Origin of the sequence: Mesorhizobium sp. B2-8-1, from assembly GCF_006440955.1 — a bacterium.
GTDB lineage: Bacteria > Pseudomonadota > Alphaproteobacteria > Rhizobiales > Rhizobiaceae > Mesorhizobium.
In genome coordinates, this window is the sequence record NZ_VFTX01000002.1 from 632,706 (window position 1) to 651,664 (window position 18,959).

23 protein-coding genes are annotated in these 18,959 nt (G+C 63.7%); 9 read left to right on the plus strand and 14 right to left on the minus strand.

Annotation, left to right across the window (positions count from 1 at the left end; genetic code table 11):
* The first annotated feature begins 9 nt into the window (after positions 1-9).
* Together FJ428_RS07415 and FJ428_RS07420 are read left to right on the plus strand one after the other, a co-directional pair.
* Complete coding sequence (locus FJ428_RS07415; protein WP_140879171.1) at positions 10-480, plus strand: MaoC family dehydratase; 471 nt, start codon at positions 10-12, stop codon at positions 478-480.
* The gene (locus tag FJ428_RS07420; RefSeq protein WP_140516910.1) at positions 477-938 is read left to right on the plus strand and encodes a MaoC family dehydratase; all 462 of its coding nucleotides are present in this window, start codon (positions 477-479) and stop codon (positions 936-938) included. The genes FJ428_RS07415 and FJ428_RS07420 overlap by 4 nt, the downstream gene beginning before the upstream one ends.
* A gap of 35 nt (positions 939-973) precedes the next feature.
* Here the strand turns inward: FJ428_RS07420 and FJ428_RS07425 are convergent, their stop codons facing one another.
* The 5 genes from FJ428_RS07425 to petA all read right to left on the minus strand — a co-directional run bounded on the left by FJ428_RS07425 (position 974) and on the right by petA (position 5,821).
* Entirely contained in the window at positions 974-1,519 is a 546-nt protein-coding gene (locus FJ428_RS07425) for an adenine phosphoribosyltransferase (RefSeq protein ID WP_140496033.1), read from the minus strand.
* Positions 1,520-1,710: 191 nt separating this feature from the next.
* Positions 1,711-2,856: an alpha-hydroxy acid oxidase gene (locus FJ428_RS07430; protein ID WP_181167253.1), complete on the minus strand. Its 1,146-nt coding sequence runs from the start codon at positions 2,854-2,856 to the stop codon at positions 1,711-1,713.
* 186 nt (positions 2,857-3,042) lie between these two features.
* Positions 3,043-3,915, minus strand: coding sequence for a cytochrome c1 (locus tag FJ428_RS07435; RefSeq protein ID WP_140516912.1), 873 nt, complete (start codon positions 3,913-3,915; stop codon positions 3,043-3,045).
* 27 nt (positions 3,916-3,942) lie between these two features.
* The gene (locus FJ428_RS07440) at positions 3,943-5,244 is read right to left on the minus strand and encodes a cytochrome b N-terminal domain-containing protein (protein ID WP_140496035.1); all 1,302 of its coding nucleotides are present in this window, start codon (positions 5,242-5,244) and stop codon (positions 3,943-3,945) included.
* 16 nt (positions 5,245-5,260) lie between these two features.
* Positions 5,261-5,821 carry a ubiquinol-cytochrome c reductase iron-sulfur subunit gene (gene petA / locus FJ428_RS07445; protein WP_140496036.1) on the minus strand — a complete coding sequence of 187 codons (561 nt, stop codon included), beginning with the start codon at positions 5,819-5,821 and terminating at the stop codon, positions 5,261-5,263.
* A gap of 312 nt (positions 5,822-6,133) precedes the next feature.
* Here petA and FJ428_RS07450 point away from each other — a divergent pair, with 312 nt between their 5' ends.
* Positions 6,134-6,478 carry a cupin domain-containing protein gene (locus FJ428_RS07450; protein ID WP_140631815.1) on the plus strand — a complete coding sequence of 115 codons (345 nt, stop codon included), beginning with the start codon at positions 6,134-6,136 and terminating at the stop codon, positions 6,476-6,478.
* Positions 6,479-6,624: 146 nt separating this feature from the next.
* Positions 6,625-7,509 (plus strand): alpha/beta hydrolase, encoded by an 885-nt coding sequence (locus FJ428_RS07455; protein ID WP_140516916.1) that lies wholly within the window; start codon positions 6,625-6,627, stop codon positions 7,507-7,509.
* Here FJ428_RS07455 and FJ428_RS07460 read toward each other — a convergent pair.
* Genes FJ428_RS07460 through FJ428_RS07480 form a run of 5 tightly spaced genes read right to left on the minus strand, consistent with a single transcriptional unit; the run spans position 7,490 to position 12,624 of the window.
* On the minus strand, positions 7,490-7,801 hold the full coding sequence (locus tag FJ428_RS07460; protein ID WP_140496039.1) for a DUF6665 family protein: 312 nt from the start codon (positions 7,799-7,801) through the stop codon (positions 7,490-7,492). The genes FJ428_RS07455 and FJ428_RS07460 overlap by 20 nt on opposite strands.
* A gap of 2 nt (positions 7,802-7,803) precedes the next feature.
* Positions 7,804-8,271 (minus strand): GNAT family N-acetyltransferase, encoded by a 468-nt coding sequence (locus tag FJ428_RS07465; RefSeq protein ID WP_140666062.1) that lies wholly within the window; start codon positions 8,269-8,271, stop codon positions 7,804-7,806.
* Positions 8,272-8,275: 4 nt separating this feature from the next.
* Positions 8,276-10,159, minus strand: a complete 1,884-nt coding sequence (locus tag FJ428_RS07470; protein ID WP_140624168.1) for an ABC transporter ATP-binding protein — start codon at positions 10,157-10,159, stop codon at positions 8,276-8,278.
* A 13-nt stretch (positions 10,160-10,172) separates the two neighbouring features.
* Positions 10,173-12,074 (minus strand): ABC transporter ATP-binding protein, encoded by a 1,902-nt coding sequence (locus FJ428_RS07475; RefSeq protein ID WP_140631809.1) that lies wholly within the window; start codon positions 12,072-12,074, stop codon positions 10,173-10,175.
* A 28-nt stretch (positions 12,075-12,102) separates the two neighbouring features.
* Positions 12,103-12,624, minus strand: a complete 522-nt coding sequence (locus FJ428_RS07480; protein WP_181167235.1) for a hypothetical protein — start codon at positions 12,622-12,624, stop codon at positions 12,103-12,105.
* A 283-nt stretch (positions 12,625-12,907) separates the two neighbouring features.
* On the opposite strand from FJ428_RS07480, the gene FJ428_RS07485 reads away from it, so the two are divergent.
* On the plus strand, positions 12,908-13,381 hold the full coding sequence (locus FJ428_RS07485) for a tRNA (cytidine(34)-2'-O)-methyltransferase (protein WP_140624171.1): 474 nt from the start codon (positions 12,908-12,910) through the stop codon (positions 13,379-13,381).
* A gap of 150 nt (positions 13,382-13,531) precedes the next feature.
* The gene (gene soxR, locus FJ428_RS07490) at positions 13,532-14,002 is read left to right on the plus strand and encodes a redox-sensitive transcriptional activator SoxR (protein ID WP_140624173.1); all 471 of its coding nucleotides are present in this window, start codon (positions 13,532-13,534) and stop codon (positions 14,000-14,002) included.
* 69 nt (positions 14,003-14,071) lie between these two features.
* Here the strand turns inward: soxR and FJ428_RS07495 are convergent, their stop codons facing one another.
* Complete coding sequence (locus tag FJ428_RS07495) at positions 14,072-14,329, minus strand: hypothetical protein (RefSeq protein ID WP_023770299.1); 258 nt, start codon at positions 14,327-14,329, stop codon at positions 14,072-14,074.
* A 119-nt stretch (positions 14,330-14,448) separates the two neighbouring features.
* Here FJ428_RS07495 and hemF point away from each other — a divergent pair, with 119 nt between their 5' ends.
* The 3 genes from hemF (at position 14,449) to FJ428_RS07510 (ending at position 16,335) form a co-directional block, all read left to right on the plus strand.
* Entirely contained in the window at positions 14,449-15,363 is a 915-nt protein-coding gene (gene hemF, locus FJ428_RS07500; protein WP_140879175.1) for an oxygen-dependent coproporphyrinogen oxidase, read from the plus strand.
* A 309-nt stretch (positions 15,364-15,672) separates the two neighbouring features.
* Entirely contained in the window at positions 15,673-15,933 is a 261-nt protein-coding gene (locus FJ428_RS07505; RefSeq protein ID WP_140879177.1) for a DUF1344 domain-containing protein, read from the plus strand.
* A gap of 216 nt (positions 15,934-16,149) precedes the next feature.
* A complete protein-coding gene (locus tag FJ428_RS07510; protein WP_140496047.1) occupies positions 16,150-16,335 on the plus strand; it encodes a DUF1059 domain-containing protein in 186 nt (61 codons plus the stop codon).
* Between the two features lie 58 nt (positions 16,336-16,393).
* Here the strand turns inward: FJ428_RS07510 and FJ428_RS07515 are convergent, their stop codons facing one another.
* From FJ428_RS07515 to FJ428_RS07525, 3 genes are read right to left on the minus strand one after another with little or no spacing between them, the layout of a single operon-like run.
* Positions 16,394-17,659 carry a CCA tRNA nucleotidyltransferase gene (locus FJ428_RS07515; protein ID WP_140879179.1) on the minus strand — a complete coding sequence of 422 codons (1,266 nt, stop codon included), beginning with the start codon at positions 17,657-17,659 and terminating at the stop codon, positions 16,394-16,396.
* Positions 17,656-18,288: a CoA pyrophosphatase gene (locus FJ428_RS07520; RefSeq protein ID WP_140671361.1), complete on the minus strand. Its 633-nt coding sequence runs from the start codon at positions 18,286-18,288 to the stop codon at positions 17,656-17,658. The genes FJ428_RS07515 and FJ428_RS07520 overlap by 4 nt, the downstream gene beginning before the upstream one ends.
* Positions 18,289-18,301: 13 nt before the next feature.
* Positions 18,302-18,931: a DUF1285 domain-containing protein gene (locus FJ428_RS07525; RefSeq protein ID WP_140517010.1), complete on the minus strand. Its 630-nt coding sequence runs from the start codon at positions 18,929-18,931 to the stop codon at positions 18,302-18,304.
* Between the last annotated feature and the right edge of the window lie 28 nt (positions 18,932-18,959).

An 18,959-nucleotide genomic window follows, 5' to 3' on the forward strand; every position in this document is an offset into this window, starting at 1 on the left:
TTCCACGCCATGACTGGAAAGACATGGGCCTATGAGGACTTCGTCGAAGGAGCCTCGTTCGACCTCGGCACCAAACAGGTGAGCGCGGCCGAGATCATCGAGTTCGCCAGCGAATTCGATGCCCAGCCGATGCATCTCGACGAGGAGGCCGGCAAGGCAAGCATCCTGGGCGGCCTCTCGGCCTCGGGCTGGCATACCTGCGCCATGTTCATGCGCATGCTATGCGATGCCTTCCTGCTGGACTCGACCTGCCAGGGCGCACCCGGCGTCGATCAGGTCAAATGGAAGAAGCCGGTGCTGGCCGGCGACACGCTCAACGGCAGCCTCGTCGTCCTGGCCAAGCGTCCTTCGAAATCGAAGCCGCAGCTCGGCTTCGTGACCATGCGCAGCGAGCTGCTCAACCAGCGCGGCGAAAGCGTCTTCGAGCTCGAGAATTCCGTCATGTTCCTCACGCGCAATGCCGCAGGGAGCCTTGCATGATGCTGGACGAATTCTTCCGCGTCGGCACCACCGTCACGCTGGGCTCGCATACGTTCGAAGCCGAGGCGATCAAGGCCTTCGCCCGCAAATACGACCCCCAGGTCTTCCACGTCGATGAGGATGCCGCGAAGAAGAGCGTGCTGGGCGGGCTGTGTGCGTCCGGCTGGCATACCGCCGCCACCTGGATGAAGCTCAACCTCGAAACCCGCATGGACGCCGAGTGGACCGGCCCTGGCCCGACGCCCGAATTCGGCCCCTCGCCTGGCTTCAAGAACCTGAAATGGCTGAAGCCGGTCTATGCCGGGCAGACCGTGACCTTCACCCGCACCGCCCTTTCCCACCGCCCGATCGCCTCACGTCCGGGCTGGCGGGTGCTGACCTTGCGCTCGGAAGCCTTCGATTCGACCGGCGACAAGGTACTGGAGTTCGAGAGCGCCGTGCTGGTCAAGGTGGAGTAGGCGCCTCTTCCTTCTCCCCAGGAAGAACTGTTCTCTCAATGCCCCTCGAACCCGATCAGCGTCCGCACCGGCACGCCGAGCGCTTCCAGCTTGGCGCGGCCGCCGAGATCCGGCAGGTCGATGACGAAGCAGGCGGCAAGGATATCGGCGCCGATCTGGCGCAGGAGATTCACCGCCGCCTCCGCCGTGCCGCCGGTGGCGATCAGGTCGTCGACCAGAATTACTTTCTCGCCCGGCGACACGCCGTCCTTGTGCATCTCCATCTCGTCCAGCCCGTATTCCAGGCTGTAGGCGACGCGCACCGTCTCGTAAGGCAGCTTGCCCTTCTTGCGGATCGGCACGAAGCCGGCCGAGAGCTGATGGGCGACGGCGCCGCCGAGGATGAAGCCGCGCGCTTCGATGCCGGCGATCTTGTCGATCTTCTCGCCGGCATAGGGATGCACCAGCTCATCGATGGCGCGGCGGAAAGCGCGCGCATTGCCGAGCAGCGTGGTGATGTCGCGGAACAATATGCCGGGCTTGGGATAGTCCGGGATAGTGCGGATCGCCGCCAGCAGCGTGTCTTCGAGCGAAGGTTTCATGAGGCGGCTCCGGGTGGTCCAGTTTCGGCGGAAAGGCGTGAAATGGCGCAGCGCCAAATCCTATCCCGGCGCGACCGACAACGGCTAGCGCGATGTGGCGGCCGAGACAAGCGCATCCGGCAAAAGGAGCGCATACATCCAAAGGCTTGCCTCTGCCTGCGCTGCGATCTTTCGCATCGAAGCAATGGCCATCACCGAAAACGCAAATTCCGGCGGGTCAACTGTTCGATCGAGCTGCACCCCATCAGCTTCATGCCGCGTTCGATCTCGATGCGCATCTGCTCGAGTGCGCGTTCGACGCCCGGCTGGCCCGCCGCCGCCAGCGGAAACAGATAGTAGCGTCCGACGCCGACGGCCTTGGCGCCGAGCGACAGCGCCTTGAGCACATGCGTGCCGCGCTGCACGCCGCCATCCATGATGACGTCGATCTGGTCGCCGACCGCATCGACGATCTCGGCGAGCTGGTCGAAAGCCGCGCGCGAACCGTCCAGTTGCCGGCCGCCATGGTTCGACAGCACGATGCCCTTGCAGCCGATCTCGACGGCGCGTCTGGCATCCTCCACCGACATGACGCCCTTGAGGCAGAACCGTCCCGGCCAAAGCCTCACCATCTCGGCGACGTCGTCCCACGTCATCGACGGATCGAGCATTTCGGTGAAGTAGCGGCTGATCGACATCGTGCCGCCGCCCATGTCGACATGCTCGTCCAGTTGCGGCAGCTTGAACGCCTCATGCGTGAAATAGTTGATCGCCCAGGCAGGCTTCATCGCGAACTGCGCCATTCCCGCCATGTTGAGCTTGAAGGGAATCGCAAAACCGGTGCGCTTGTCACGCTCGCGGTTCCCCCCGGTGATGCTGTCGACGGTCAGCATCATCACTTCGACGCCGATCTCCCGTGCCCGCTGCATCATCGCCCGGTTGAGGCCGCGATCGCGATGGAAGTAGAACTGATAGACCTGCGGGCCGCTGCTGATTTTTCGCACTTCCTCAAGGCTGACCGTGCCGAGCGAGGAAACGCCGAACATGGTGCCGTATTTTGCAGCGGCCCTGGCGACCGCCCGTTCGCCCTGATGGTGGAACAGCCGCTGGAGAGCGGTCGGCGAACAGTAGAACGGCATCGCCAGCTTCTGGCCCATGACGGTCACCGACATGTCGATCTCGTTCACCCCGCGCAGCACGTTGGGAACGAGATCGCAGGTTTCGAAGCTCTCGGTGTTGCGGCGATAGGTGATCTCGTCGTCCGCCGCGCCGTCGATGTAGTTGAAGATCGGCCCCGGCAGCCGCCGCTGCGCCATGCGGCGGAAATCGGAGAAGTTGTGGCAGTCGCTGAGCCGCATCATGGAACCCCAAACGCCCTATAGGCGGCAAAGCTTTCGCCGCCGTCGGGGCGTCGAATAGCAATCGCCTGCCGCGCTGCCAACCGGCTTGTTCGACAACAAAGCGATCACCTCACGCGCCAGCCTCTTCGGCAAGCAAAAAGGGCGCTTCGCGGGCGCCCTTTCTTCAATCTCCGGCCGCGCGGCTTAGTGCGCGACTGCTTCCCAAACCTTGCGCTTGGTCATGTAGACCAGTGCGCCGAACAGGAGCAGGAACACCAGCACCCGGAAGCCGGTTTTCTTGCGGGCTTCCATATGCGGCTCAGCCGCCCACGCCAGGAAAGCGGCGACGTCGCGGGAGTACTGGTCGACGGTCTGCGGCGCGCCGTCGTCATAAGTCACCTGGCCGTCGGAAAGCGGCTTGGGCATCTTCAGCGACACGCCGGACATGAAGTACGGATTGTAGTGCGTGCCTTCCGGGATGACCATTCCAGCCGGAGGCGTCTGGTCGTAGCCGGTCAGCAGCGAGTGGATGTAGTCAGGGCCGCCGGCATCATACTGGGTGAAGATGTCGAAGACGAACTGCGGAAAGCCGCGCTCCACGCCCCGCGCCTTGGCCAGCAGCGACATGTCGGGCGGGGCTGCGCCGCCATTCGAGGCTGCCGCGGCTTCCTCATTGGCGAACGGCGCCGGGAAATGGTCCGACGGCTTGCCGGGACGGTCGAACATGTCGCCGGCGTCGTTGGGGCCGTCATGGATGGTGTACTCGGCCGCCAGCGTCTTGATCTGTGCGTCGGAATAGCCGAGGTCCGAAAGCGTGCGGAATGCCACCAGGTTCATCGAATGGCAGGCCGAGCAGACTTCCTTGTAGACCTTGAGGCCGCGCTGCAGCTGCGCCTTGTCGTAGGTGCCGAACGGGCCGGTGAAGCTCCAGTCCATTTCCTTCGGTTCGTTGATCGGGAAATGCGTCGGCGCCGCCGCGTTATGCGCCTCTTCGGCCGCGGTCGCCCAGGTGCCCGTGGCCCCAAGGCCGGCGGCCACAAGGCCGATCAGCGCAAACGAGGTGAGAATCTTTTTCATGCCAAATCCCCTTAGATTCTCTACCGCTCAGCCCTTGGTCTCAGGTGCGGCCGTGGCGCCCGCCGGATGCCCGCTGCCGCCCTTGTTCTTCTCGAGCACCGCCTCGGTGATCGAGTTCGGCAGCCTGCGTGGCGTCTCGATCAGGCCGAGCACCGGCATGATGATCAGGAAGAAGGCGAAGTAGAACAGCGTCGCCATCTGCGCCATGAACACGTAGCTGCCTTCCGCCGGCTGCGAGCCCAGCCAGCCAAGCAGGATGGCATCGGCCACGAACAGCCAGAAGAACAGCTTGTACCAGGGCCGGTAGACCGCCGAGCGCACCTTGGAGGTGTCGAGCCACGGCACCAGGAACAGCATGGCGATGGCGCCGAACATGCACAGCACGCCGCCGAGCTTGGAGTTGATCGGCCCGATGTTGAAGGTGATGGCGCGCAGGATCGCGTAGAACGGCAGGAAGTACCATTCCGGAACGATGTGGGCCGGCGTCTTCAGCGGGTTGGCGACCGTGTAGTTGTCGGGGTGGCCGAGATAGTTCGGCAGGTAGAAGACGAAATAGGCGAAGAAGAACAGGAACACGATCATGCCGAACGCGTCCTTGATGGTCGCGTAAGGGGTGAAGGCGACGGTGTCGGTCTTCGACTTCACCTCGATGCCGGTCGGGTTCGACTGGCCCACCACGTGCAGCGCCCAGATGTGCAGCACGACCACGCCGGCGATCATGAACGGCAGCAGGTAATGCAGCGCGAAGAAGCGATTGAGGGTCGGATTGTCGACCGCGAAACCGCCGAGCAGAAGCTGCTGGATCCAGTCGCCGACCAGTGGAATGGCGCTGAAGAAGCCGGTGATGACGGTGGCGCCCCAGAAACTCATCTGGCCCCACGGCAGCACGTAGCCCATGAAGCCGGTCGCCATCATCAGGAGGTAGATGATGCAGCCGAGGATCCACAGCAGCTCGCGCGGCGCCTTGTAGGAGCCGTAATAGAGCCCGCGGAAGATATGGATGTAAACCGCGACGAAGAAGAACGACGCGCCGTTGGCATGCATGTAGCGCAGCAGCCAGCCGGAATTCACGTCGCGCATGATCTTTTCGACTGAATCGAAAGCGAGATTGGTGTCGGACGTGTAGTGCATGGCCAGCACGATCCCGGTCAGGATCTGCGCCACCAGCATGATCGACAGGATGCCGCCGAAGGTCCAGGCATAGTTGAGGTTGCGCGGCACCGGATAGGCGACGAAGCTGTCATAGATCAGCCGCGGCAGAGGCATGCGCGCATCGAACCAGCGCTCGATACCGGTCTTGGGCGTATAGGTCGAGTGTCCCTCGCTCATCGAAATATCCCCTGCCTCAACCGATAAGGATCTTGGTATCGGAAATGAACTTGAATACCGGCACAGCCATGTTCTCGGGCGCCGGGCCTTTGCGGATGCGGCCGGCGGTATCGTATTGCGAACCGTGGCACGGGCAGAACCAGCCGCCGAAATCGCCTTCCTGGCCGAGCGGAATGCAGCCCAGATGCGTGCAGACCTGAACCATCACCATCCAGGCTTCCTTGCCGGGCGTGGTGCGGTTGGCGTCGGTCGCCGGCGCGTCGGCCGGCAGGTTGGCGTTGCGGGCGATCGGATCCTTGAGATCGGCGAGATTGACGGCCTCGCCGTCCTTCATCTCCTTTTCGGTGCGGTTGCGCACCACGACCGGCTTGCCGCGCCACTTGACGATCAGCGACATGCCCGGCGTCAGCGAGGAGACGTCGACCTCGACCGAGGCGAGCGCCAGCGTCGAGGCATCGGGGCGCATCTGGTCGATGAACGGCCACGCGACGGCGCCGGCGCCGACCACGGCGGCCATGCCGGTGGCGACGTAGAGAAAATCTCGACGGTTGGGATCCTGGGTGTCGGTTGCGCTCACGGGTGCCTGATCCTTTCGCCTCTTCCGTGCCGGTGGGCGAGCCTTGTTCCCCGCTCATTCACGCCAACCCGACAGCGCATGGCGAACAGGCTAGCGAACTCCTCCGGCATTTGGACTTCGGTTTATGCGTGAAGCCCGTTTTTGTCCAGACGGGTGAAGGCACAAGGGCAGATTGTCGCGGGGACGAAATCCGGCACCGCGCGACAAGACGGCGGATGACCGTGAAACACCGCCAAACAGCCGGGAAACAGTAGCGAATCCGGGGGCCACCTTCGCCTCGACACCTGGCTCCGGGGGGTCTATCCTGCCCCCATGTCGCATGTCATAGACCGCGAGGAATGGGCTGTTCGCCCCGACCGCTGGAAGGGCGAGTTGCAATGTGCCCCCTACGGTTCCAACTCCTGCCTGATCTTCAACTACCTGCCGGAGACCGGCGGCGGACCGCGCCTGCATTCCCATCCCTACGCCGAGATCTTCATCATCCGCCAGGGCATCGGCCTGTTCACGGTCGGCGGTGAGGAGATCGAGGCCTCCGCCGGCCAGATCGTCATCGTGCCGCCCGGCACGCCGCACAAATTCACCAATCTCGGCCCCGGCCCGCTGGAGACGACCGACATCCACGAGAACGGCACTTTCATTACCCAGTGGCTGGAGTGATCCAGGATCAGGTGATTCCTGGAAAAGCGCAATTCCTGGAAAAGTATGAAACGGTTTCCGTCCGCAAACGGGTCAAACAATCCAGCCCTGTCGGTCTTCCGATCGCCGCCTAGATCTATGGCATAGGCAGCCGGCAGGGTCAGGACATGCAAACCTCGAACATCGAAATCGAAGGGCTTAGCATAGCGATCCGCGAGGCGGGCCCGGCTGAAGCGCCTGCATTCCTGCTGCTGCACGGCTGGCCGCAAAGCTCCTATGCGTTCGAAGGGGTGATCGGCCGGCTGGCTGCCGAGTACCGTGTCGTCGCACCTGACCTGCCGTGCATCGGCGGCTCGCAAGGCATGCCTGAGGCCGGCGACAAGAGAACTCTGGCGAGGCTGATGAGAGGCGTTGCCGAGGCCTGCGGGCTGCGGCACCTCTTGGCGGCCGGTCATGATGTCGGGGGCCAGATCGTGTTCGCCCTGCTGCGCGACCATCCCGAGATCCTTTCCGGCGCGGCGATCATGGATGTCGCTGTTCCGGGTGTCGCGCCATGGGAAGAGGTCATTCGCAATCCGCGGATCTGGCACTTTGCCTTCCATGCCGTCCCGGCGCTGCCGGAAACGCTGGTGAGCGGCCACCAAAGCACCTATTTCGACTTCTTCTTCAATGTGCTTTCGAAGGATCGGACATCGATCCCGGCGCAGGCCAGGGAAATCTATGCGAGAGCCTATTCCCGGCCTGAAAGCCTCCAGGCCGGTTTCGATTGGTATCGCGCCTTCCCCGAAGATGCCAAAGCCAATGCCGCGCGGCCCGCGACGCCGACAGCGATTCCGGTGCTGTATCTCAGGGGCTCGGCCGAGTCCGGCGATGTCGGCGACTATGTCGAGGGCCTCAGGGCCGCCGGGCTTTCGAATATCGAGGGCGACATCATTGCCGACAGCGGGCACTTCATCGCCGATGAGAACCCGGAGGCGCTCGCCGCCCGCCTGGCGAGATTCCACAGAGAGATCGGTGCAGCAAGCGCCAGCCTTACATCGCGCCAAGCCTGACCAGAACGGCCTTCGGGATGTTGTATTCGCGGATGACGGCATCGTGCTTCCGAAGGCCGCACAGTTCGCGCTGGATGAAGTAGCCATGCACCGCCACCGCCGCCTCCTTGAGCAGCCGGGGACGCAACTGCTCGTCGCCATTGTTGCGCAGCCGGGCCAGCGTTTCTTCGACGCGTTGTCCGGCGCGGCCGAGTGCCGCCGCCTTCTCGGCGAGGACTTCATGGCCGAGCGCGTCGAAGGCGGCTTCGGCGGCCGAGGCGCTGGTCAGACGGGACGGCGGGCGCAGGGACATTTTCAACCTCCTTTCTCGAAGATCATCCGGTGCGTGACGAATTCTTCGCCCGCCACCGGCGCGAAGCCAAGCCGCTCATAGAAGCCGAAGGCTTCCTGCGGCGCACGGGTGTTGAGCACGGCGAAATAGTGGCGTGCCCTGTCGACAACGGTCTCGACCAGCATGCGGCCAAGGCCCGTGCGCCGATGGCGCGCGCCGACGAACAAATGCCGGACCCGGCCATGGTTCCTGCCCTCGAAATAGGGATCGATGTTCAGCCCGCACACGCCGGCGAGTTCGCCGCCGTGCCATGCCCCGAACAGTGCCTCGCCGTGTTTCAGGAACTTGTTGCGGCCGCTTGTCCAGCCGTCGCGGAGCCGCACCAGCATCCAGTAGCCTTCCCGCCGGCTCTCTTCCATCAGCGCATCGAAGGCCGGTGTCGTCGGCCGCAGCCGTTTCAGCAGATAGTCGGTCTCATGCGTCGCGCCCATGCCGCTACTCCGCCGGCCGCGTCTCTTCCAGCACGGCTTCCTCGTGATAGAGGAAGCCGCCGGACTGACGCTTCCACAGCCGCGCGTAGAGCCCGTCGAGCGCCACCAGTTCGTCATGCGTGCCTTGTTCGACAATGCGGCCGCCGTCGAGCACGACGAGGCGGTCAAGCGCGGCGATCGTCGACAGCCGGTGGGCGATGGCTATGACCGTCTTGCCTTCCATCAGCCGCGTCAGGTTTTCCTGGATCGCCGCCTCGATGTCGGAATCAAGTGCCGAGGTCGCCTCGTCCAATATCAGGATCGGCGCATCCTTGAGGAAGACACGCGCGATCGCCACGCGCTGGCGCTGGCCGCCCGACAGTTTGACGCCGCGCTCGCCGACATAGGCCTCGTAGCCCTGTCGGTCGCGATTGTCGCGCAAGGTCAGGATGAAATCATGCGCCTCGGCTTTCCTGGCCGCCGCGATCACCTGCGCGTCGGTGGCGTTGGGCATGCCGAGTTTGATATTGTCGCGCAGCGAACGGTGGAAAAGTGCTGTGTCCTGACTGACGACGCCGATATTGGCGCGCAGCGAATTTTGCGTCACCTGCGAGACATCCTGGCCGTCGATGGCGATCTTTCCGCCTTCGAGTTCGTACAGCCGCAGGATAAGGTTGGCGAGCGTGGTCTTGCCGGCGCCGGACGGCCCGACCAGCCCGACCTTCTCGCCCGGCCGCACCACGAGATCGATGCCGTTGAGCACGCCGAACCCCTTGCCGTAGTGGAACTCGACATTCTTCACCTCGATGCGCCCGCCGGCCACGACCAGTTCCCGGGCGTCGGGTGCGTCGACCAGACCGAGCGGCTGCGAGATCAGCGCCTTGGAATTCTCCAGCACGCCGAGATTGCGCAGGATGCTGTTGAGCTGCATCATCAGCCGGCCAAGCAGCATGTTGAGCCGCAGCACCAGCGATAGCGTGAAGGCGACCGCCCCGACGGTGATCGAGCCCTCGACCCAGAGATAGACGGCAAAGCAGCCGATCGCCGTGATCATGATGCCCGACAGCGTCGTCAGCGCCATGCGCACGCCGGTCAGCCGGCGCGTGAACGGGCGCAACGCGTCGAGATAGATGTCGAAGCCGCTCCTGATGTAGCGGTCGTCGCCATCGGCGGAGAACAGTTTCAGCGTCTGTACGTTGGAGTAGGAATCGACGATGCGGCCGGTGATCATCGACCCCGCCTCGGCGGTCGCCTCGGCATGTTTGCGGATTGCCGGCAGATAGAGCCTGGCCAGCCAGGCGAAGGCCGCGATCCAGATCACCACCAGCACTGCGAGCCTGATATCGAGCCCCGCGACCAGCGCCAGCGTCGTCACCGTATAGACGATCATGAACCAGACGACCTCGATGAAGCTTTCCATCAGGTCGCCGGTCGCTTGCCCGGCCTGCCAGACTTTTGTCGCGATGCGGCCGGCGAAATCGTTCTGGAAGAAGGAGTAGGACTGGCGCGACACGTGCCGGTGCGCCTGCCAACGCACCAGATTGTAGAAGCCGGGCGTGATCGTCTGCTCGTCGACCAGGGCCGACAGGCCGACGACGATGGTGCGGACGACCAGCACCACGACGATCATGAACACAAGTTCCGGCCCGGCGGCCGTCCACAGCGCATGCCAGCTGCGTTCGCCGGGAAGCTGGTCGAGGATGTCGACCAGCCGCCCGACAAAGTAGAACAGCCCGGCCTCGACCAGCGGCGCGATGCCGCCGATGACCAGCATGGCAAAGAAGGCGAACTTGGCCTGGCCGACATAGTGCCAGAGAAAGCCGGCGACGCCGGACGGCGGCCGAAGATTCGTGGGCTCCCTGAACGGATAGACCCAGTTCTCGAACCAGCGATAGACGGCTGTCATCATGCGGCGGCGGCCATCATTCAGCGGCTTGTCCCTTTGCGCCAACGTCATTGGCAACAACGTCGTTTGCGGCACCGATCGGGCCGTCATCCAGCAGGAAACCGCCCGACTGGCGCTGCCAGAGCTGCGCGTAGAGCCCGCCCTTGGCCACCAATTCCTCGTGCGAACCTTCCTCGATGACACGGCCCTGGTCCATCACCACAAGCCTGTCCATCGCCGCGATGGTCGACAGCCGGTGGGCGATGGCGATGACGGTCTTGCCTTGCATGAGCTTGTAGAGGTTCTCCTGGATGGCCGCTTCCGCCTCGGAATCCAGCGCCGACGTCGCCTCGTCAAGGATAAGTATGGGCGCGTCCTTCAACATAACGCGAGCAATGGCGATGCGTTGCCGCTGGCCGCCGGACAGTTTGACGCCGCGGTCGCCGACATAGGCGTCGAATCCCTTGCGGCCGCTATGGTCCGAAAGCCCGCCGATGAAGTCCAGCGCCTCGGCGCGCCGCGCAGCCTCGACAAGCATGTCGTCGCTGGCGTCGGGCCGGCCATAGAGGATGTTTTCGCGCACCGAACGATGCAGCAGCGAGGTGTCCTGCGTGACCATGCCGATCTGGGCGCGCAGCGAATCCTGTTTCACCGCTGCGATCTCCTGGCCGTCGATCAGGATACGGCCGGCTTCGAGGTCGTAGAATCGCAGCAAAAGGTTGACCAGCGTCGACTTGCCGGCGCCGGAGCGGCCGACAATGCCGACCTTCTCGCCCGGTTTCACCACCAGCGACAGGTTCTCGATGACGCCCTTCTGCTTGCCATAGTGGAAGCGGATGTCCTCGAAGCGTATCTCGCCTTTGGAGACCGTGATCTCCTTCGCACCGGGCCTGTCCTCGACAAGGCGCGGCAGCGAAATCGAGGCGATGCCGTCCTGCACCGTGCCGATATTCTCGAACAGGCCCGACATTTCCCACATGATCCACTGCGACATGCCCCACATCCGCAGAACCAGGCCGATGACCACGGCGACCGCGCCGATCGTCACCGCCTGGCCCAGCCACAGCCACAACGAGATGGCGGTAACCGAGAACAGGAGAAGCGCATTCAGGATGTAGAGCGAGCCGAACAGCACCGTCACCAGCCGCATCGACCGGTAGACCGTGTCGAGGAAGCCCATCATGCCCTCCTTGGCGAAGGAGGCCTCGCGGCGGGCATGGCTGAACAGCTTGACCGTCTGGATGTTGGAGTAGCTGTCGACAACGCGGCCGGTCATGACCGAGCGCGCATTGGCCTGTTCCTCGCCGACCTTGCCCAGCCGAGGAATGAAATAGCGCAGCAGAAGGATGTAGCCGACCATCCAGACGCCGAGCGGTGCGGCCAGCCGCCAGTCGGCCGAGCCGACGATGAGCAGCATGCCGAGGAAATAGACGATGACGTAGTTCAGGACGTCGATCACCTTGATCACGCATTCGCGCACGGCGAGTGCCGTCTGCATCAGCTTGGTGGCGATGCGGCCTGCGAATTCGTCCTGGTAGAAGCTCATCGACTGCTTGAGCAGATAGCGATGCACCTGCCAGCGGATACGCATGGGATAGTTGCCCATCAGCGTCTGCTGGTTGAGCAGCGAATGCAGCCATACCGTGCCAGGCAGCGCGAACAGCACGATAAAGGCCATGCTGGCGAGCTTCCAGCCCTCCGTCTGCAGGAAGGTTTCGCGGTTCTGCGCCGAAAGCCAGTCGACGATGCGGCCGAGGAAGCCGAACATCCACACTTCCGCGATGGCGATTGCCGCCACCAGCACCGCATCGACCAGGATATAGGGCCATGCGCCGCGCGTGTAATGCAGGCAGAAGGCAACCAGCGTCTTGGGCGGCTCGACCGGCTCCGCGCCCGGGAACGGATCGAGCCTTTTTTCAAACCAGCTAAACAACAACATAGGTCATGCTCATGAAATCTGTTTCCGCTCACGCGGCGCGTGAACGTACGAAGTCCTCGGACCGCATGGCGCCGAGGGCCGACGGTCCGGAATCATCCGGACCGTCGGCCCTGCTTCGCGCTATATAGGGGTTCGCGGGCTTTTCGCCGACAGGCTCTTTTGTTGATCCTGACGGTGCGGTGTCGACAAGGCGAATCTTCGCGCCCGGCCGGATCGCCCGGATGATACGGCGCACCAACGAGGGCCGGCTCGGGTCGGGAACCGCGCGCGAGAAATCGACATCGGGCAGCATGCCGCGATGCGGACGCCGGCGAACCTCGGCGTGGACCGCCGACGAATAGGTTTCGCCGATCAGCAGCGCCCAGGTCGGCAGCCGGTGGATATGCAGGCTCCTCGAGCCCGGTATTCTGTAGGGATCGAACATCGGTCCGTCCTCCGTGTGAAAATAGAGATAAAAAGGGTGCTCGACGTCCTGCCGCGGGATCGGCGGCTGATCAGTCGAGACGCGTTGGGGCGGGGCCATCGGCCCCTTCGGCAGCTTGAAAAACATCGCAGGATTCCTTCGAAGACCAGGGAATGGTTTCGGCGGAAATCGGTGCGGAAGCGTCTAAGAGATCAGGAGAACCGTCGTACCGAAACCGCCACCGGGCATGTAAGCCCACGGAGAGGGTGCTGGATGTGCATGGTCATCATGAATTACCCCTCCTTCGGTTCGGGTTGACAATGTACGCTGTATACCCGACTTCGCAGAAAATGGCCACCCGCAGGTCCAGCAATTTCCAAAACCGCGAAGCCGCTGTGGCCGATTTGCCACTTAATAGAAGGATGCGGAAATGAACGACCGTCTCCGCATCGCCCTCTACCAGCCTGACATCGCCGGCAACACCGGCACAATCCTGCGCTTCGCCGCCTGCCTCGGGATCGGCGTCGACATCATCGAACCGGCCGGCTTTCCGCTCTCCGATAAAGCGCTCAGGCGCGCCGGCATGGACTACCTCGAAATGGCTGCCCTGACCCGGCATGTCGACTGGCACGCCTTCGAGGAGTGGCGCAAGGCCCGCGCGCACCGGCTGGTGCTGCTGTCGACCAAGGCCGCGACCCCATACACCAGCTTCAACTTCGCCACTGGCGACATCCTTTTGTTCGGCCGTGAATCCGCAGGCGTGCCGGATCCGGTCCATGAGGCGGCGGACGCGCGGCTGACGATCCCGATGCAGGCCGGTGCGCGCAGCATCAATGTGGCGCTCTCCGCCGCCATGGTGGCCGGCGAAGCCACGCGACAACTGGGCCAGAATGCCATCCGCTGAAGCGGCGGCCACGGTCCCGCCGGCGCCCGCGACACGGCCCTCGCCCGTCATCCTCACCCAGGCGCACATCGCCATCTCCTGTCGTTTGCATGTCGATGGCTTCTTCGCTACAAGCTCAACTTAACTTGAGGTCAAGCGGAAAAGTGCGAGATGGCGCCAGCAGCGGAATTAACGGTTGGCCAAGTGGCCGCGCGCAGCGGTGTCGCGGTGTCGGCGCTGCATTTCTACGAAGCTCGCGGCCTGATCCGCAGCCACCGCACGTCAGGCAACCAGCGCCGCTACGGCCGCGACGTGCTAAGGCGCGTTGCCATCATCAAGATCGCGCAGGAGGTCGGCATTTCGCTGGCCGAGATAGCGACGGCGCTTCAATCCCTGCCCGAGGGCCGCACCCCGACGCGCGACGACTGGAGCCTGCTGTCGACCGCCTGGCGCGACGGGCTCGACCGCAAGATCGGTCAATTGAAGAAATTGCGCGACGGGCTGACCGACTGCATCGGCTGCGGCTGCATGTCGATCGACAAATGTCCGCTCCGCAACAAGGATGACCGGCTGGCCAGGGAAGGAACAGGGGCGAGAAGGCTGGTTCTTCCTTCTGCCCATTCACGGAGAGACGGTGCCTGAGCGTAGTGAAGGCGGATACGAGGGGCGGCGCCTGTATTGGGTTGTCCCCGTAAACAGGGCGAGGAAATCCTAATCCGCCGCCGGCAGGCGCCTTATGGTGAATTCGATCAAATCGCCCGGCCGTTCGAACCAGCTTTCGATCTCGGTCCAGTAAGCCTGCTTGGGGAAGCGCTCGAACCATTCCTTTGCCTTGAGGCGAGCGTCCGAACGCGGCAGGACGAAGGTTTCGCGCAAAAATCCGTCGCGCGGCATGCGCGCGCGTTCAGCCCGGCTTTGATCGAGCCTTTTCTTCAGGCCATCCAGCGGCGGTCTTGCCGGGGTGCGCACGAAGGTCTCCTTGCTCCGATCAGATCAGACTTGACCCTTTCCCCTAAGAGATTAGGGATCGCGCCGGCAAAAGACGAGTCATTTGTAGGGGCCGGCCGCCCCGAAACCGGAGACAGCACTTGGAACGACCTGAAATACCGGCTGGCTTGCCCGCCGACATCGAAGAAAAGAAGATGAAGGCACGGCTGTGGTTCGAGGCATTGCGCGAACGCATCTGCGGCGCCTTCGAGCAGATCGAGCAGGATCTCCAGGGCCCGCTCGCTTCGTGGTCGCCGGGCCGGTTCGAAAGGACGCCGTGGGAGCGTGATTCCGGCAAGGGTGGTGGCGGAACCATGTCGATGATGCACGGCCGAGTCTTCGAGAAGGTTGGCGTCCACACCTCGACGGTTTACGGCGAGTTCTCGCCCGAATTCAGGAAGCAGATGCCCGGCGCCGAGGAGGACCCGCGCTTCTGGGCATCCGGCATTTCGCTGATCGCGCACCCTTGGAACCCCAACGTTCCGGCCGTGCACATGAATACGCGCATGGTCGTCACCTCACGCCATTGGTTCGGCGGCGGCGCCGACCTCACCCCGGTGCTCGACCGGCGCCGCATGCAGGACGACCCCGACACAATGGCCTTCCACCGCGCCATGCAGTTCGCCTGCGAGAAGAATGCCGGCGTCGCCGACCATGCGAAATTCAAGGCCTGGTGCGACGAGTATTTCTTCCTTCCGCATCGCAACGAGCCGCGCGGCACCGGCGGCATCTTTTTCGACTGGCTGCATTCGGGCGAGGACAAAGGCGGCTGGAATGCCGATTTCAACTTCGTCCAGGATGTCGGGCGCGCTTTTCTCGTGGTCTACGGCCATCTGGTGCGGGGTAATTTTAACGAGAACTGGACCGATGGCGACCGCGACGAACAGCTCATCCGCCGCGGCCGTTATGTCGAGTTCAACCTGCTTCATGATCGCGGCACCATTTTCGGCCTGAAAACCGGCGGCAATGTCGCCTCGATCCTCTCCAGCCTGCCGCCGGAGGCCCGCTGGCCGTAAAAAGATGGTGAGCGCGCCGTGAGCCGCATTGATGTCCCATTCGCTTCGAAATGGGCATCGAATGTGGCGCGGGAGCCGTCGCAAAGTTTCTTTTTCGTCTAATAGGCTTCGGAAAAGACTGGGCTATTTGTCGGGACGGGTCGGGAAGCGCCGGCGGTTCGCCTGCGCAATTCCAGGAGTGCAGAGCGGTGCTCCGTTCGGAATTGCGTCAGAACGAAGCGGATCGCGACTCGACGCAACCGGACGGCCCAGGACGATGCGGGACACCTCTGCCAAAAGGGTGCCCGCGCTTTCCAGGAGTACTTCGCAATGCGCAAGATTATTGTTTCGGCCGCAGCGGCTGCCCTTCTTGCTTCCGGTTCGGTGGCATTCGCCGCCGTCAAGCACACCACCGGCACGATCAAGACCTTTGATACGGCGGCCAATAGCCTGGTTCTCGACAATGGATCGTCTTTTACGCTCCCCCGGACCTTCAAGGATCCTGGCCTGAAGGTCGGCGAGAAGGTCAGAGTTTCATGGGACATGAGCGGCAAGGATAAGGTTGCCGAGGCAGTCAAGATCATGAAGTGATGACCTGCCCATAGGGCTGGCGTAAGAGGGCGGAGCAGCGCTGCTCCGCCTTTTTTGCCGTTGACGGCAATCAATGCCACCCCATCTGTGTTATGGTTTCACCCGCTTGCGGTCCAACCGGTCTCAAGGTCGGACAACGTGCCAAGAAGATGCGGAGTCCCTGCCGCCTTTTGCAGGACGGTCGACCGGACTCCATGGAGGAAAAGGAGAAATCCCATGAAGGAATTCCACTGCGGCTCGCTCGTTCCAGGTTGTGAATGGCACACGCGCGCCGAGGAGGAAGCCGAGGTCATGCGCCGTGCCGTCGAACATATGCGCGAGACGCATGGCGAGACGATCATCCGCGAAACGATGATCGAAGCGATCCGCTCGCGCATCGAGAAGGTCCGCGACGCCGCCTGATTTGGAGCAAGTTCCGGAAATCGCGGCGATTTCCGCCCGGATTGCGTTGACGAATGCTCTATCCGGCCTTCAGGGCCTGCGCGGCGCGCTTGAGCAGCGCGTCGCGATCGGGCCCAAACCCGGCATCGACCCATTCCACTTCGAGATTCCTGAGGATCGCGCCGAGTTTTGGCCCGGGCATCCCCCCAATCGCCGTCAGATCGGCGCCCTTGAGCGGAAACACGGGCCTTTCCCATCTCAATGCGAAGGCGAGAAGTCGGGAAAAGCCGCCTGCCTCGATGAGCGCATTGGTCTGGTCCACCGCGCGCACCCGTGCCGCTGCGAGTGACAGGCGAAGCCGGTCGACGACCCCCTGCCGGTCGCCGCGGTAGAGCGTCTTGGCCAGTTCGCCTTCGGTCGTTTTCGGCGCGATCCCCGGCGTAAGCGCCCAGTCGCGCAAACGGTTTGCTTCCGCCGTCGACAGTCTCAGCCGCTCGGCCAGCGTCTTCATGCGCGCCGCATCCGGCGGCACGATCGCCTCCAGCCTGAGCAGCGGCTCTGCGGTCCAGCCCAGATCCTTCTCGGCTTTGGCCAGGCCGTGGATCGCGTCGATGCCCCATTTCTCGCTTTCCGGCAGCACGCTGGTCAAAACGCTCGCCTGCCGCATCCACAACAGCGCGCGGGACGGATCGGCCGCCGACAACAATTTCTTGAGTTCGGACCAGACGCGCTCGGCCGAGAGCTGCACGAGCCCTCCCTTCAGCCGGGCGCAAGCCTTCAGCCCCTCGGCGTCCGGCCGGCCTTCGCCATACCAGGCGAAGAAGCGGAAAAAGCGCAGGATACGCAGATAGTCCTCGCGGATACGCGCTTCCGGATCGCCGATGAAGCGCAGCCGGCGCCCCTCTATGTCGGCGACGCCGCCGACCAGATCGACGACCGTGCCGTCGGCTTCCGCGTAGAGCGCATTGATGGTGAAGTCGCGCCGTTCGGCATCAAGCTTCCAGTCTCGCCCGAACGACACCTTGGCGCGGCGGCCGTCGGTCTCGATATCCGCGCGCAGCGTGGTGATTTCATAAGGCTTGCCGCCGGCAATCACGGTGATCGTGCCGTGCTCGATGCCGGTCGGAACCGTCTTGAACCTCGCCGCCTCGGCGCGGCGGATTGTCTCCTGCGGTAGGCAGGTGGTGGCGATGTCGATGTCGGCGACGGGCTGGCCGATCAGCGTGTTGCGCACCGCGCCGCCGGCGACCCGCGCTGCCTCGCCGCCGCTCGCCAGAATGGCAAGCAGGCGCTGCAGATGCTTGTCGCCGAGCCAGTCGGCCCTGTCAGCGATCGAGACCTTCACCCATAGAGCCTTTCATAGAGCGTGCGGATGATGCCGGCGGTGACGCCCCAGATGCGCCGGTCGCCATAGGGCATATCGTAGAAGAACCATTCGAGATCGTTCCAAATGCGGCTGTCCCTGATGTGGTTGGCCGGATCCATGAGGAAGCGCAGCGGCACTTCGAAGGCCAAGTCGACCTCCTCGGCATTGAGTGTCAACTGGAAAGGCGGCCGCACGATGCCCAGCACCGGCGCGATCCTGTAACCGCTGCCCGCGACGTAATCGGGCATGCGGCCGATGACCTCGATATGGTCCCGGCCAAGGCCGATTTCCTCGAAAGCCTCGCGCAGCGCCGCCGCTTCCGGACTGGCGTCGGTCGGATCGATCGTCCCGCCGGGAAAGGCCACCTGCCCGGAATGGTTGCGCAGCGTCTCGGCCCGCTTGGTCAAAAGAACCGTGGCATCGTCCTGGTGATCGACGATCGGGATCAGCACCGCCGCTTCGCGCAGCGGTTTCGCCCGGTGGAGGCGCGGATGGCCTGGATTGAAGCGATGATCGCCATAGTCCTCGCCGGCATGCGCCTGCGGCTGCGCGGCAAAGCGCGCGCGCAGATCGGCAATGGAAAAGGGCGTCGGCGTCACCTGGTCCATCATGAACTGTCCGTCACGCGCTCAGCTGCCTCAGCCTGTCGGCCGGCATGATCGGATAGGCCTGGCCTTTCGAACGAACGGCAAACATCAACCTGCCGCCGATCTCGATCTCCTCGCCATGCTCGACCAGTTCGTACATCACCGGCCGCGCCACCAGCGCCTCCAGCCGCCCGCGCACCAGCACATAAGGCTTCAGCCCGCCGGTCTCGTGCTCGTCGACGAAGCGCAGCGGCCGCTCCGGTCCGGCCTCGACGACGTCGCCGACATTGGTGCGAAACGTGATGATCTGGCCCTCGCCGCTGCCCGAGACATCCATCTCGACGGCGATGAAGGGTGCGTCGGCGACGCGGATGCCGACCTTTTCCACCGGCGTCACCAGATAGGTCCTGCCGTCCGCGTCCTTGCGCAGCACCGAGGAAAAAAGCTGCACCAGCGGCATGCGGCCGATCGGCGTGCCGAGATAGAACCAGGTGCCGTCAGCTTTGATTTCCATATCCAAATCGCCGCAGAAGTCGGGATTCCAGCGCTCCACCGGGGCCGGCCCCTTGCCGGCGCGGGCCGCACGCGAGATCAGCGCCTCCAGGCCGCGCGCCTCGGTCGCGGCCGCCAGGCTTTGCTGTCTTTGTTCGGAGCCCTCTGCCATCGTCACGAAATAGTCACTGTTGTTGCGC

Excerpts from the sequence above, each read along its gene's own strand:
- FJ428_RS07470 (WP_140624168.1), bottom strand. The coding sequence starts at position 10,159 with ATGATGACAGCCGTCTATCGCTGGTTCGAGAACTGGGTCTATCCGTTC.
- FJ428_RS07510 (WP_140496047.1), top strand. The coding sequence starts at position 16,150 with ATGAAGGAATTCCACTGCGGCTCGCTCGTTCCAGGTTGTGAATGGCAC.
- FJ428_RS07520 (WP_140671361.1), bottom strand. The coding sequence starts at position 18,288 with ATGGACCAGGTGACGCCGACGCCCTTTTCCATTGCCGATCTGCGCGCG.
- FJ428_RS07505 (WP_140879177.1), top strand. The coding sequence starts at position 15,673 with ATGCGCAAGATTATTGTTTCGGCCGCAGCGGCTGCCCTTCTTGCTTCC.
- FJ428_RS07485 (WP_140624171.1), top strand. The coding sequence starts at position 12,908 with ATGAACGACCGTCTCCGCATCGCCCTCTACCAGCCTGACATCGCCGGC.
- FJ428_RS07440 (WP_140496035.1), bottom strand. The coding sequence starts at position 5,244 with ATGAGCGAGGGACACTCGACCTATACGCCCAAGACCGGTATCGAGCGC.
- FJ428_RS07455 (WP_140516916.1), top strand. The coding sequence starts at position 6,625 with ATGCAAACCTCGAACATCGAAATCGAAGGGCTTAGCATAGCGATCCGC.
- FJ428_RS07435 (WP_140516912.1), bottom strand. The coding sequence starts at position 3,915 with ATGAAAAAGATTCTCACCTCGTTTGCGCTGATCGGCCTTGTGGCCGCC.
- FJ428_RS07525 (WP_140517010.1), bottom strand. The coding sequence starts at position 18,931 with ATGGCAGAGGGCTCCGAACAAAGACAGCAAAGCCTGGCGGCCGCGACC.
- FJ428_RS07415 (WP_140879171.1), top strand. The coding sequence starts at position 10 with ATGACTGGAAAGACATGGGCCTATGAGGACTTCGTCGAAGGAGCCTCG.
- FJ428_RS07425 (WP_140496033.1), bottom strand. The coding sequence starts at position 1,519 with ATGAAACCTTCGCTCGAAGACACGCTGCTGGCGGCGATCCGCACTATC.
- FJ428_RS07460 (WP_140496039.1), bottom strand. The coding sequence starts at position 7,801 with ATGTCCCTGCGCCCGCCGTCCCGTCTGACCAGCGCCTCGGCCGCCGAA.
- FJ428_RS07475 (WP_140631809.1), bottom strand. The coding sequence starts at position 12,074 with ATGTTGTTGTTTAGCTGGTTTGAAAAAAGGCTCGATCCGTTCCCGGGC.
- FJ428_RS07420 (WP_140516910.1), top strand. The coding sequence starts at position 477 with ATGATGCTGGACGAATTCTTCCGCGTCGGCACCACCGTCACGCTGGGC.
- FJ428_RS07465 (WP_140666062.1), bottom strand. The coding sequence starts at position 8,271 with ATGGGCGCGACGCATGAGACCGACTATCTGCTGAAACGGCTGCGGCCG.
- FJ428_RS07450 (WP_140631815.1), top strand. The coding sequence starts at position 6,134 with ATGTCGCATGTCATAGACCGCGAGGAATGGGCTGTTCGCCCCGACCGC.
- FJ428_RS07480 (WP_181167235.1), bottom strand. The coding sequence starts at position 12,624 with ATGTTTTTCAAGCTGCCGAAGGGGCCGATGGCCCCGCCCCAACGCGTC.
- soxR (WP_140624173.1), top strand. The coding sequence starts at position 13,532 with ATGGCGCCAGCAGCGGAATTAACGGTTGGCCAAGTGGCCGCGCGCAGC.
- FJ428_RS07430 (WP_181167253.1), bottom strand. The coding sequence starts at position 2,856 with ATGCGGCTCAGCGACTGCCACAACTTCTCCGATTTCCGCCGCATGGCG.